Genomic DNA, 12,490 nt, shown 5'->3' with positions numbered 1-12,490 from the left:
ATACAAATTCTGTTATTTATGACTGGTTTTGCTCTTTTTTGTAGAGGATGTTGAGGACTTCTTCGATGAAGAGGACGATTTATTCGAAGAGGTCGATTTTTTAGAGCGATGGCTACTGCCGGATGAAGCCTTCTTGTAACTGGCTTTTGTAATATGTGCACCAGAGCTCTTTTTGCCTGAAACGCTGGTCATACTCTCTTGCTGCTCAAATTGCAGGGTTTGACCAACCACCAGGTTTTTACTTTTCAAGTGATTTTGCTGCATGATTTGCTTGGAACTTACCCCGTAGCGTTTTGCCAGTTTAGAGAGTGTATCGCCTTGTTTCACTTTGTGTGAGATTGCTGTGTATTTATTTGAAGCTGCTTTTTCAACAGCCACTTCAATCGGGATCTGTGCCATTGCCACTGCGTCAATCGGCTTGGTCAGCGTAGAGTGATTGCCTGCAGGCACTAATAATGTCCTGCGCACCACCAGGTTCCTGTTCGGTTTCAGGTTATTGGTTGCACTTAATTCATACAGGCTGATATCAAAGCGATTGGCAATATCGCCCAAACGCTCTCCACGTTTTGGGTGATAGCTATGCCAGTTGGATAAAGGGCGCGTGTAACCATTCAAGTTATTGGTGAAATTGCTGGCTGCCCACGTTGGAAGCAACAGCTTCTGGTAACTGTTTTCAGTGATGAGCACCGGGCGCGTGAAGCTTGGGTTCAATGCGGTGAACTCTTCCAGCGAAATGCCTGCGAGTTCTGCCGCCAGTTTGGCATCAATTTTATTCGGTGCCTGAACAGTGGTGAAATAAGGCTTGTTTGGAATTTCATTAAGCGTCAGCCCATACTGCTCCGGGCGGAAAATAATGTTTTTAATCGCCTGTAACTTGGGCACGTAATTACGTGTTTCGTCAGGCAATGACAAATGCTGGTAATCGGTGGGCAATCCCAGGCGTTGATTACGCTCAATCGCACGTGCCACTGTACCTTCGCCGGCGTTGTAAGCCGCAAGGGCCAGGTCCCAGGCACCAAACATGGTATATAGCTTTTGCAGGTAATTCAGCGCTGCCTGTGTCGCAGCGGTGACGTCTTTGCGTGAATCTTTCCAGTAGTTTTGTTTAAGGCCGAAGTCTTTGCCGGTGGAGGGAATAAATTGCCAGATGCCAGACGCCTTGCTGGTCGATAAAGCTTTAGGGTTAAACCCGCTTTCAATCATAGGCAATAGCGCAATTTCGGTCGGCATGCCACGTTTTTCGACTTCGACAACGATGTGGTACAGATACTTTTTACTGCGCTCCAGCATACGCGAGACATAATCAGGCCGCGAGGCATACCACTGTTCGTGCTTGTTGGTATAGTCCGAATCAATATCCGGCATGTTGAAACCATCACGTACACGGTCCCATAGGCTATCTTGTAATGTCAGCGCATCCTCAAACTGGTAGGTGGAGCTGTAACTTTCAGCCTCGGTTTCGCCAAAGCTTTGATCATAACTGCCGTTATCATCCGACAAGGTTGCTGGTTCTACGTATTCGGCCATTACCAGCAATGGACAGGCCAAAAAGGTAATACACAACAGTAATTGATTAAAACGCATGACGGTAATTCAAAATCCTGAGGCTAATGCACGATGTCGCATCAGATAGCCTGGCTATCCCTGTATGAATGCATGTGCATGCATTGATAAAACTTGATTGGCCGCAAATCCCGGTCAAACAGCATGTGGTTGACGTAACGTATGAGAACGGTAAAGGAGGACACATTCTACGTTAATTTCAATGTGAGACAAGCCCTTGCGTAGCCATGGGCTTTGTGCGTGTAAATTTGTTTTTGGTTAGAAGACATTACGGCGTTCGCGTAGTTCGGTAAAAATTTCGACAGCTGGCTTATCTTTAAACTTGGTTTGTTGTGCCAGAGACTCGCAACGTAAAAAGGGGTTGGTCGCCAGTTCCAGTGCCAGTGTAGTCGGTAAGGAAGGCTGTTGGTTCTGCCTGAGCATGGCAGTAGTTTGCGCGCGCTTTTGTAAAGCAGTATTGTCAGGCTCAACAGTGCTGGCAAAGGCGATGTTATGCACCGTGTATTCATGCGCCGGATAAATCAATGTATCTGCCGGCAAAGCCGCTATCCGTTGCAAAGATGCATACATTTGTGCTGGAGAGCCTTCAAATAAACGTCCACAGCCTGCACCGAACAAGACATCGCCACTGAATAAATGTTGTTGATTGATATAGTAAGCAATATGGTCAAGGGTGTGCCCCGGTAATGCCATGACCTGACAGGATAAATCTGGAAAAGACGCAAACTCAATACAATCACCTTCTTTGACGCGTATCGCTTTTACCGCATTGTATGTCGGGTGGTGATGATCGGGAGCATATACAGGACACTGCCAATGTTGCTGTAAGGCGAGGGCACCACCCACATGATCTGAGTGATGATGAGTCAATAAAATGCCTTCCAGCTGATACCCCTTGGCTTGCAATGCATGCTCCACTACCGTGGCATCGCCCGGATCAATCACCAAAGCATGTTTGCCAGTGTGTATCAGCCATAAATAATTATCGCTAAAAGCGGGCAGGGCAGTGATTTCTATACTTGCGGAAGTTTCTTGCATCACGCATCATTGAGAAAACGGTCATTAATGTCAAGTTAGGCGTAAAACCTTAACGTATCATCTTTGTAAATTTCATCGGAGCCTACATGCAGCCTAATCAGCCAGTCACCTTCGATGCCACTGCGCTGGGACACTACATCGCCCAATGTGAGACTAAGGTTTATGAGCAGGCTGTCGCCAACGTTTTCGGTTTTCATGCATTGCAACTGGGTTGGTCAGGGTATGATCTGCTCGCGCAGTGCCGTATTCCATACAAGCATTATCTGCATGGGCAATTCACAAAAGACAGCTCCATGTTTTGTGAGCCTGAGTATTTACCTTTAGCTGAAAATTCCGTTGACCTGATTTGCCTGCCGCATGTATTGGAGCAATGCCATGATCCGCAGCAAACATTGCGTGAAGCTTTTCGGGTATTGGTGCCTGAGGGAACCTTAATCCTGACCGGCATAACGCCTTTCAGTTGCCTTGGTTTGCGTGCGAGAGCCGGATGGTTCAAGCAGGCAGGCGCTTTTAAACGTCTGTTCACCGCTCGGCGGATTCGAGACTGGTTAAATGTATTGGGGTTTGAAATTGTAGAGAGCCATCACCTGATGCATGCCTTACCGATCAATGATCAACATTGGCTTGAACGCCAGACCAGGTTCGAAAAATGGGGAGCTTGCACTTTTGGCATGACCGGCGGTGTTTATTTTCTGGTGGCGAAAAAAAGAGTGCTTCATGTTCGGCTGCTCAAGCCTGACTGGAAAAAATCACCGCTGAACAAGGCATTACAAACGCAAAAAAGCCGGACACGCATTCAAAACAAAGTACAAAAACAGTTAAAATGCGCGGATGTCGACACAAAGCTGGATTGAAATGTATGCGGATGGGGCCTGTAAAGGAAACCCGGGCGTAGGTGGTTGGGGCGTTTGGCTGAAAGCCGGGCTGCATGAAAAAGAATTATTTGGCGGTGAAGCCCTCACTACTAATAACCGCATGGAGTTGATGGCGGTGATTCAGGGCCTGCAGGCTTTAAAAAAACCTTCCTTTATTAAGATTTACACCGACTCAAGTTATGTGCAAAAAGGCATGACCGAGTGGATTAAAGGCTGGAAACAAAAGCAATGGCGCACGGCTGATAAAAAACCAGTCAAGAACGCTGATCTTTGGCAAATGCTGGATGCACTGGCAACCCCGCATACCATAGAGTGGATCTGGGTGAGAGGGCACGCCGGCAATGAGGGCAATGAACGCGCGGATGTGCTGGCAAACCAGGGCGTGTTAACGATCGCAAAATCATCTCTTAGCAAATCAATCATTTAAAAAGCGGATACATGAGACAAATTTTTCTGGATACGGAAACTACCGGCCTATATCCCGACCAGGGCCACCGGATTATTGAAATTGCCGCGGTAGAGATTTTTAACCGCAGACCAACCCAGCGTCACTTTCATGTCTACATCAACCCTGAACGCGAGATTGATGCCGGTGCGCAGGAAGTACATGGCATTTCGCTGGAGTTTTTGCAGGACAAGCCGCTATTCGCTCAAATCGCCGAAGAATTTGTGGAGTTTGTGCGCGGTGCGGAATTGATTATCCATAATGCCCCGTTTGATATGGGCTTCCTCAATATGGAATTGGCCAGATTGGGCCTGGATAAGCTGGAAGCATCAGTCAGTGGTGTTGTTGATACACTTAAAATGGCTAAAGAATCACGTCCTGGCCAGCGTAATAATCTGGATGCACTGTGCCGGCACTTTGGCATAGATAACTCCAAGCGCACGCTGCACGGCGCGTTACTTGATGCGGAATTGCTAGGTGAAGTCTATATCGCAATGACGCGAGGTCAGGAAAGCCTGCTAATGGAGTTAACCGGTACGGCTGAGCAGGTAAATGATGCAAGTATCGTGGTGGATTTAAGCAGACTAAAATTGGTAACCGCAGATGTAGAAGAGATCGCAGCACATGCCAAATATATTGAAGGGCTGGCTAAATCCGGTGCAACACCTTGGTAAGCAGTCCGAAAACTAGTAAAAACAATAACTTAACGTGATCAAAAAACTTAGCTAGGCTTGATCAAACGCATCTGTCCAACTGTTAGGTGTTTCATACAACCTGACTTTCATCAATTTAAGATGATTGTCAAAAGTGCCGTGATATTGCGCCTTTAGCAATTTAAAAGCTTCGGCAGCCATATTTTCTGCAGTAGGGATAGTCGGGAAAATCACTGTTTTGTGATTAGGCAGGCTGTTTAAAAAATCTATAACAGCGGTATCGCCTTGGTAAACCAAGAAAGCATGGTCCCAGCGATCGACGATGGTTTCTCTGGCAATGCGCTTAACGTCGGCAAAGTCCATCACCATTCCGTTTTCTGAAGCGTGTTCTGCCTGAATAATGTCACCAGATAACGTAATCTCTATCGCGTAGCGGTGACCGTGTAAATTGCGGCATTGACTTTTGTGATCAGGAATACGATGTCCGGCATCGAACTCCAAGCGTGTAGTAATTTCCATGACGCTATTATATCAGTAACCATGCAGCTCACTCTGCACGAAAAACGGTCACACTATTAATATAAATCGTCAATATCCATCAATGCATCTTCATCTGCAGAGTAGTGCTTATGACTTTTTTCATAGCTGCCATAGCTAGTGTCAAAATCATCCACTTCATCGCCTGCAAAGTCTTCCAGCATTTGGTCAATACGTTTGAATTTGTCGGTTGGGCCTGCTTTTTGCAACATAATTTACTCCTCATTACCAGTTAATTATTGCTCAAACATGTCAGTCATGACATTCTTACCGTATTCATTAGCATAGACTGTGCCAAAGCCAAGTTTAGTTCCTGCAATTAGTCCATGTTTAAAGAGTGAAAAATAAAATATGCTAGCGATCAGATAGAACAATTGGCCTAACTGATTGTCTGTAAAGCATTAATGTAAATATTATGATTAATATCATCAGGAGATTTTTAATGCGTGGTTTGATAATCGCATTGTGTACCTTGGGAGTTTCTTCAATGGCAATTGCAGACTGCCTACCTATATATCAACACCAGTTTAAAACGCTGCAGGGTCAAACTGTCGATTTTTGTCAATTTCAGGATAAGCCGATATTAATTGTAAACACCGCTAGCAAATGCGGATTCACGCCACAATTTGAAGCGCTGGAATCCATTTATGAGCAATATAAGGATAAAGGTCTGGTTGTCATTGGATTCCCCTCTAACGATTTCAAACAGGAACCTGGCAATAACAAGCAGGTAGGTGACTTTTGCAAACTGACATATTCTGTCAAGTTTCCCATGATGGAAAAAACCAGCGTAACTGGTGCCAGCGCAAACCCGCTGTATCAGCAACTTATCGCACAAACCGGCAAAGCACCACAATGGAATTTCTATAAATACGTGATTCTGCCGGGTGGGCAAAAAGTATACTCATTCAACAGTATGACTCGCCCTGATAGTGAAGAGATTCTGAGTAAAATAAAACCGTACTTAAAGTAACTATCAACTTGAAAAAATAACGGCCTGTGAGCAAAACTCACGGGCCATACTTTTTATATTGAGGTGACAACAACATTCAAACTAGCCATTCAAAAAAACACTTCACAATCTGCCGCTTTCACAGTTTGAAAAAATATGCCAAGCATTTAATTATCATAAATATCAAAGCTTTGGTAATTGTGGCACTGTAACCCCTTATAATTCATTTTCTGAAATGGCTAGCTTTTTATTGACTCAAACTTGCTTTGTGTCCAATATGAAAGTAGTAAATTTAATTCCGTTTGGTGCCGAACTTGGTGTGTAATGCAATTTTTAAATGAAGTAATCTAATGGGCATTAAACTTGAATACATGCCTTATTCCGAATTAAAGCGTCAACCCCAAACATGGCGAGATCAGGTTTTAGGGGCGGTCAGTTTTAGCGGCTCTCGAGGTGACCTTGATAGTCAGTCTGGTCACGATAATATCCCGGAAATTCATCTCAACGCGCCTGTCTTGTCAGGTATCCAATTGTCTAGCGAAGTCTTGCTGCCTCTCGAATCCGCGATACTAGAGAATCAGCCATTGATAAGCGCTCATAAAGGACTCATCAGTTACAGACTTAACGCAGAGCTGCTGTTTGGCGTAATCACTTTGGATGAGTCATCCAAAATGATGATTGATAGTCAAGTGCACACGATTTCGGGATTACAACAGGCAACTGAAATCGCTTATCAATTGATATTTGGATTGATAGATGAACTTGGCTATTCGCAGGTTTACCGTTTCTGGAACTACATGGCCGATATCAATGGCAATACTGTTGAAAATAGCGATAGCCTTGAGCGTTATCGCCAATTCAACATTGGCCGTAAAAACGTATTTGTGAATGTGGGCAGGGAACACGGCGAGCAATTGCCTGCGGCCTGTGCACTAGGTTTGCAAACCGGACCATTAAGCATCGCATTTTTGGCGGGTAAAAGCCCTGCGATAGCGATTGAAAATCCCCGGCAGGTTAAAGCTTACAATTATCCAGAACAATACGGTCCACTGACGCCTAGTTTTTCAAGAGCGACCCTGGTGCAAATAGGGCAGCAAATGAGCTTGTTTATATCAGGCACTGCTAGTATTGTGGGCCATGAAACTTTGCATGTTCAAGATGTCATTGGACAAACCAGAGAGACGCTAATCAATCTGCAAGCAGTGGTCAGCGAGGCCAACCGTATGCAAGGCAAACAACTGTTCAATCTTTCCAATGCATGTTTCCGGGTGTATGTTCGCCATGCAGCAGACCTGGCATCCATTCGTGAAACACTCAACAATCACTTTAAAAAAGAGGTAAAGGCAATATTTGTGCAAGCGGATATCTGCCGTCACGAGTTACTGGTTGAGATAGAAGCAACGCTGCAAGAGATCTTGATACAAGACGATTCGCAAGCTTTGCATATCGCATGAAGACCTTTAATCGCGTATTCACATTTCCATTCTCAACGTTGCTGGTGAGACTGTATGACTACTTTGTGCTCTATGCAGGCTTACTCTGGTTAGGCTTTTTGTGCTTGTGCTGGACATTGATAGCCAGCCTGATTTATCCATTATTGCCTGAACGTAAAGCGCTTTATTTTGGGCGATATGTGATCATGATTTCTTTTCGTGCTTACCTGATCAGCCTGAGTTTATCGCAACGTTGCAGTTTTGACCTGACTGAACTGGACGAACTCCGCAATGAGCAGCCACTGATCATCGCGCCTAACCATCCATGCCTGTTAGATGCGGTCATGATTATTTCCAGATTGCCTAATGTCGCCTGCGTCATGAAGTCTGAACTTATGAATAATGTTTTTTTAGGGGCAGGGGCGCGTTTAGCGCGTTACATCCGTAATGACCCGATACGGCATATGATCAAGCAGGCCACGGAAGACTTTAACACTGGCAGCCACTTATTATTATTTCCTGAAGGTACGCGTACCGTGCGCCCACCTGTCAACGCTTTAAAAGGCAGCATTGCAGTCATTTCGCGTCAGGCAAAAGTACCTGTTCAAACCGTGATTATTGAAACCAACTCTCCCTATTTAAGCAAAGGTTGGTCTTTGTTCCGTAAACCGGCCATGCCCGTGAGTTATAAGATCAGGCTCGGCAAACGATTCTCTCCACCTGAAGATACGCATAGCTTTATGCAAGAACTTGAAGATTATTTCAAGGATGTGCTAAGGGACGATGCTTTGAAAATGCCGATGTTGGAAAGCCACAATACATCCAGCATTGATACACCTGACTTTGATTCGCCGGTTCAATGGTGATTCAAGCAAATCTGATGATAAGTCAAACTATGAATCCTTCAAAAACCCATATTGTGTTGATTCCGAGTTACAACCCAGGTGTCAAAGTATACGAAACTGTGCAGGCGGCACGCCAGTTCTGGAACCCTGTATGGGTAGTGATAGATGGCAGTACGGATGGGTCGGAAGTGGCGTTGAAAGCCATGGCAGAGGCAGATTCCGGATTGCGTGTGATCCATCTTCCGCAAAATAAAGGCAAAGGTGCAGCTGTGCTTCAGGGGCTGCATCAGGCGAGTGCAGAAGCGTACACGCATGTGCTGACCATGGATTCAGATGGGCAGCATCCGGCAGAGCTAATCCCGCAATTTATGCAGTCATCTATTGAACAGCCAGCTTCTATGGTGCTTGGCAAGCCAATCTTCGATGCCAGCGCTCCTAATATCCGTGTGCAAGGGCGCAAACTTTCCAATATGTGGGCTAACCTGGAAACGCTGGGTGGAAATATTGGCGATTCCCTGTTCGGCTTCCGTGTCTATCCGATAGAGCCGTTAAGGAAAGTGATGCGATTTAATCCCTGGATGCGGCATTTCGATTTTGATCCTGAAGCCGCAGTGCGCTTGAGCTGGCTGGGGGTTAAAGTGGTTAATCTGCCGGCACCGGTACGTTATTTCAGCTCAGATGAAGGTGGCGTGTCGCACTTCCGTTACTTACGCGACAATGTGCTGCTCACCTGGATGTATACACGATTGTTTGTAGGATTTGTTTTTAGACTGCCGATCTTGGTAGCACGACGTCTGCGAGCCTGGATCAGCAGTTAAATCACACACATCTTCGCGCTTTAAATCATTCCGCCGTTAATGGAGATAATCTGCCCGGTAATATAGGTAGATTGATCCGAAGCCAGGAAACTGACCAGGTCTGCTACTTCTTTTGCGGTGCCTGCACGTTTCATAGGCACCATATTGCTTATAGCTTGCGCATCAAAGGTATTTTGGGTCATAGCCGTTTCAATAATACCTGGCGCAACCGCATTCACGGTAATTCCACGGCTGGCGACTTCTTGTGCCAAGGATTTGGTCGCAGCGTTCAGTGCGCCCTTAGCCGCCGAGTAATTCGTCTGGCCGCGGTTGCCGGTGATCCCTGAAATAGAAGATACATTAATAATGCGCCCCCAGCGGCTGCGTATCATAGGCATCATCAACGGCTGTGTCACATTGAAAAATCCGTTTACTGATACATCGATGACCCGGTGCCATTGCGTCGGACTCATACCTGGAAACACAGCATCATCATGTATACCGGCATTGTTGACTAATACTTGTATAGGCTCCTCTTCAACCAGCAGGCTTAATGCCGTATTGACCGCTGCCTGGTCAGTGACGTCAAACTGCAAGGCTTCTGCACTGCCGCCCGCTGCCGTGATTTCCTGTGCCAGTTGCTCAGCAGTCGCCTTATGATGGTTGGCGTGAATAAACACGTGATAACCATCTGTCGCCAGCCGTTGGCAAATCGCTGCGCCTATGCCACCACTACCACCTGTTACCAAAGCCCTTTTCATGATGCAACCTTCATAGATTTTCTAGTGATTAGCGATTAGGGCATCCGCATCTAAAACCACAGCGGCACGGCCTTCAAGCAGTATTTTTTCACCGGCACTTACTTTAAATTCGTACAGCATATTATTTTCATTCGCCATGATACAAGTCGCATCAATGAAAAGATCTGCTTGGATATCATCCAGCCGTGCCACGTGCATATTCACGCCACGCACGCTGACCAGATAACCGACTTTGGGTTTAGGCTGGTTTTTAGGCGCCGTTAGCGCACCATGGACAGCCATCGCCTGTGCTGCATATTCAATACCATTGGCAATCCCCAATTGCTGATTTGCCCGTAAAGGATTATCTGCTGAGCGATGACTAATGGCCGTACAACGAATATTGGCTGCATCCCAGGCTTGCACCTGGTCTAGCAGGCACATATCGCCTTGGTGTGGAATATGACTGGCAATCCAGGCGTGGTCCAATGGCTTACCAGGTTCAAAAAATTCTTGATTATCTAGCAAGGGTGCACCTCTACCGCCAGGCGTAAATCATCCAGGTAATCCAGCACTATATGGCCACTCTCCTTGCGTGCAATCGATTGCAGCAATGGCAGGCCGCGCATGGATGGTATGGCGGTTCGTAAAGTTTCCAGCTCGGCATCGCTAAATTGATAGGCCGGTTCATCAGTCACACTCACTGTGATTTTCGCAATACTTTTTGGACTCTTTTCAGGGGTTAGCAAAAGTGCAATCCCGCTGTTATCAGGAATTGGCCGTTTACTGAACATGGGTTCCGGGTAAGGCGTATCGCTGGTCATCAAGATGCAAGGCGTATCTTCAACCACTACTTGCGTAAGGGCATCCAGCAGGCCAGCGCCAAAACTGCCATCGAATGCGCAGAGTACTGATGAAGTCGCCATGGTTTTTGTGGCGATACTCCAGTAGCCGGCAGCCGCGTTGTGTACCGAATTATGGAAGCGGGTAGGGGATATTTCCCTGTCTTCGGATGCCAGCATTTCACAAATGCTATGGCAGTTCACGCCATCGCCATTGGAAAATGAAAATACACTGGACAGGTTGTTGTTCCTTAAACCGGCTTGGGAGATAGCTTCCAGTGAAGTCGCTAATGTCACTTTCACAATATCGCTGGCACGCCTGCGCTCTGCTGCCGGTAACAATTCCGGCGTAGGAATCACTGTTTTCGCGGATTGGTAAGGTGCCAGGCCCGCCAGCGTCTGGCTGCCGCTTGCCCAATTATTCAATCCTGGCGCGATGAGGCCTATGCCATCGATATATACGGTTAATCTGGAGCTCATGGCTTGTGACTCGTTTCTGCGTCTGCTGCGTTGGCCAAACCGAAAATTAAACTGCAGTTGGTACCACCAAAACCAAACGAGTTACTCATCACCCGTTGCAGTGATTGAGGGCGGTTTTGCAATTGGTAATTTAACTGTAGTTCAGTATCTACAGCCTCGGTATTCAGGCCGCCAGGGATAAAGTTGTTCTGTAAGGCCAACGCGCAGATGACAGCTTCAACCGCACCGGCAGCGCCTAGCGTGTGCCCGGTAGCGCCTTTGCTGGAACTGCATGGCACATCTTTATTTTCCTGTGCAAACACGGCCCTGACCGCTTTAGCTTCTGCTGCATCATTACTTGGTGTAGCTGTACCATGCAGGTTAATGTAATCGATGTCAGATGGTTTCAAGCCAGCACTTTGTAACGCTTGCTGCATCGCCAGCTTCGCACCTAATCCTTCAGGATGAGGTGATGACATATGATAGGCATCGCTGGATTCACCTACGCCTAGCAACAAGATGGTGTCAGCTGAATTTGTAGAGTTAACTGAGCTTGGCGTCTGGGTATCAGGCACGCGTTCAAGTAAAGCAAAGGCAGCGGCTTCACCAATTGAAATACCATCCCTGTCCTTGTCATATGGCCGGCAGGCCTGGCTGGAAAGCAGGTTTAAGGAATTGAAACCATAGAGTGTAGTCAGGCACAAGGTATCTACGCCACCAACGATTGCGGCGTCAATCAAGCCTGCTTCTATCATACGCCGTGCAATGCTGAATACTTTTGCGCTGGAAGAGCAGGCAGAGGAAACCACAGCAGCCGGCCCGGCAAGCTTAAAATACTCCCGGGTAAAGTATGCGACTGAATAGGTATTCTGGGTTTTGCCATAGATAAAATCCTCAGGCAGTTTACCTGTGGTTCTATCACGGTTGCGGAAAGCAAGTTCTGTCTCCAATATGCCAGAGGTACTGGTACCTAAAAAGACACCGATACGATCGGCGCCATAGGTGTCGATGGCTGCTTTGACAGCCAGGTCAAAGCCATCCTGCTCCAGGCCTAATTTTGCCAGGCGATTATTGCGGCAGTCGTACTCCTGCATACCTGGCGGCATGGCGACATCATCCAGCGCTTCAACTTCACCAATAAAAGTCGGCAAATCGACGGTTTCGAAATCACAAGGTTTAAGCGTTTGCCGTTGTTGTAACAAAGCATCCAGTGTTTGCTGCAAGCCTTGGCCTATGCAACTGGTCACGGTGTAATGTGAAAGTAATAATGGTTTCAAAAAATCTCGGCTTTCGTTACAAGAATTTAATATT

15 protein-coding genes are annotated in these 12,490 nt (G+C 46.6%); 7 read left to right on the top strand and 8 right to left on the bottom strand.

What is annotated here, in order from left to right; translation table 11 throughout:
- Nucleotides 1–12: 12 nt before the first annotated feature.
- Entirely contained in the window at nt 13–1,584 is a 1,572-nt protein-coding gene (locus ASG34_RS00265; protein WP_055825055.1) for a transglycosylase SLT domain-containing protein, read from the bottom strand.
- Between the two features lie 237 nt (nt 1,585–1,821).
- Nucleotides 1,822–2,601 (bottom strand): hydroxyacylglutathione hydrolase, encoded by a 780-nt coding sequence (gene gloB, locus ASG34_RS00260; protein ID WP_055825052.1) that lies wholly within the window; start codon nt 2,599–2,601, stop codon nt 1,822–1,824.
- An 86-nt stretch (nt 2,602–2,687) separates the two neighbouring features.
- Here gloB and ASG34_RS00255 point away from each other — a divergent pair, with 86 nt between their 5' ends.
- Genes ASG34_RS00255 through dnaQ form a run of 3 tightly spaced genes read left to right on the top strand, consistent with a single transcriptional unit; the run spans nt 2,688 to nt 4,595 of the window.
- Entirely contained in the window at nt 2,688–3,455 is a 768-nt protein-coding gene (locus tag ASG34_RS00255) for a class I SAM-dependent methyltransferase (RefSeq protein ID WP_055825049.1), read from the top strand.
- Nucleotide 3,456: 1 nt separating this feature from the next.
- The gene (rnhA, locus tag ASG34_RS00250) at nt 3,457–3,903 is read left to right on the top strand and encodes a ribonuclease HI (protein ID WP_055825046.1); all 447 of its coding nucleotides are present in this window, start codon (nt 3,457–3,459) and stop codon (nt 3,901–3,903) included.
- Nucleotides 3,904–3,914: 11 nt separating this feature from the next.
- Nucleotides 3,915–4,595, top strand: coding sequence for a DNA polymerase III subunit epsilon (gene dnaQ / locus ASG34_RS00245; RefSeq protein WP_055825043.1), 681 nt, complete (start codon nt 3,915–3,917; stop codon nt 4,593–4,595).
- Between the two features lie 51 nt (nt 4,596–4,646).
- Here dnaQ and queD read toward each other — a convergent pair whose 3' ends face one another.
- Both queD and ASG34_RS14065 read right to left on the bottom strand, forming a co-directional pair.
- Nucleotides 4,647–5,093 (bottom strand): 6-carboxytetrahydropterin synthase QueD, encoded by a 447-nt coding sequence (queD, locus tag ASG34_RS00240; protein WP_055825040.1) that lies wholly within the window; start codon nt 5,091–5,093, stop codon nt 4,647–4,649.
- Nucleotides 5,094–5,149: 56 nt separating this feature from the next.
- Nucleotides 5,150–5,323, bottom strand: a complete 174-nt coding sequence (locus ASG34_RS14065) for a hypothetical protein (protein WP_200934417.1) — start codon at nt 5,321–5,323, stop codon at nt 5,150–5,152.
- A 230-nt stretch (nt 5,324–5,553) separates the two neighbouring features.
- On the opposite strand from ASG34_RS14065, the gene ASG34_RS00235 reads away from it, so the two are divergent.
- The 4 genes from ASG34_RS00235 to ASG34_RS00220 all read left to right on the top strand — a co-directional run bounded on the left by ASG34_RS00235 (nt 5,554) and on the right by ASG34_RS00220 (nt 9,159).
- A complete protein-coding gene (locus ASG34_RS00235) occupies nt 5,554–6,084 on the top strand; it encodes a glutathione peroxidase (RefSeq protein ID WP_055825037.1) in 531 nt (176 codons plus the stop codon).
- A gap of 329 nt (nt 6,085–6,413) precedes the next feature.
- Complete coding sequence (locus tag ASG34_RS00230; RefSeq protein ID WP_235559618.1) at nt 6,414–7,517, top strand: chorismate transformation enzyme, FkbO/Hyg5 family; 1,104 nt, start codon at nt 6,414–6,416, stop codon at nt 7,515–7,517.
- The gene (locus ASG34_RS00225) at nt 7,514–8,362 is read left to right on the top strand and encodes a lysophospholipid acyltransferase family protein (RefSeq protein WP_055825034.1); all 849 of its coding nucleotides are present in this window, start codon (nt 7,514–7,516) and stop codon (nt 8,360–8,362) included. Before ASG34_RS00230 ends, ASG34_RS00225 begins: the two co-directional genes overlap by 4 nt.
- Before the next feature lie 14 nt (nt 8,363–8,376).
- Nucleotides 8,377–9,159: a glycosyltransferase family 2 protein gene (locus ASG34_RS00220; protein ID WP_369814558.1), complete on the top strand. Its 783-nt coding sequence runs from the start codon at nt 8,377–8,379 to the stop codon at nt 9,157–9,159.
- 20 nt (nt 9,160–9,179) lie between these two features.
- Here ASG34_RS00220 and fabG read toward each other — a convergent pair whose 3' ends face one another.
- Genes fabG through ASG34_RS00200 form a run of 4 tightly spaced genes read right to left on the bottom strand, consistent with a single transcriptional unit; the run spans nt 9,180 to nt 12,456 of the window.
- Entirely contained in the window at nt 9,180–9,899 is a 720-nt protein-coding gene (gene fabG / locus ASG34_RS00215; RefSeq protein WP_055825031.1) for a 3-oxoacyl-ACP reductase FabG, read from the bottom strand.
- 21 nt (nt 9,900–9,920) lie between these two features.
- A complete protein-coding gene (locus tag ASG34_RS00210; protein ID WP_327037580.1) occupies nt 9,921–10,406 on the bottom strand; it encodes a 3-hydroxylacyl-ACP dehydratase in 486 nt (161 codons plus the stop codon).
- Nucleotides 10,400–11,200, bottom strand: a complete 801-nt coding sequence (locus ASG34_RS00205; RefSeq protein WP_055825028.1) for a beta-ketoacyl synthase chain length factor — start codon at nt 11,198–11,200, stop codon at nt 10,400–10,402. Before ASG34_RS00205 ends, ASG34_RS00210 begins: the two co-directional genes overlap by 7 nt.
- Entirely contained in the window at nt 11,197–12,456 is a 1,260-nt protein-coding gene (locus tag ASG34_RS00200; RefSeq protein ID WP_055825025.1) for a beta-ketoacyl-[acyl-carrier-protein] synthase family protein, read from the bottom strand. Before ASG34_RS00200 ends, ASG34_RS00205 begins: the two co-directional genes overlap by 4 nt.
- Nucleotides 12,457–12,490: the final 34 nt, after the last annotated feature.

Source organism: Methylophilus sp. Leaf416, assembly GCF_001424665.1.
Taxonomy (GTDB): domain Bacteria; phylum Pseudomonadota; class Gammaproteobacteria; order Burkholderiales; family Methylophilaceae; genus Methylophilus.
Note: the sequence above shows the minus strand (reverse complement) of the source record. Positions and strands in the feature narration are given on the sequence as shown.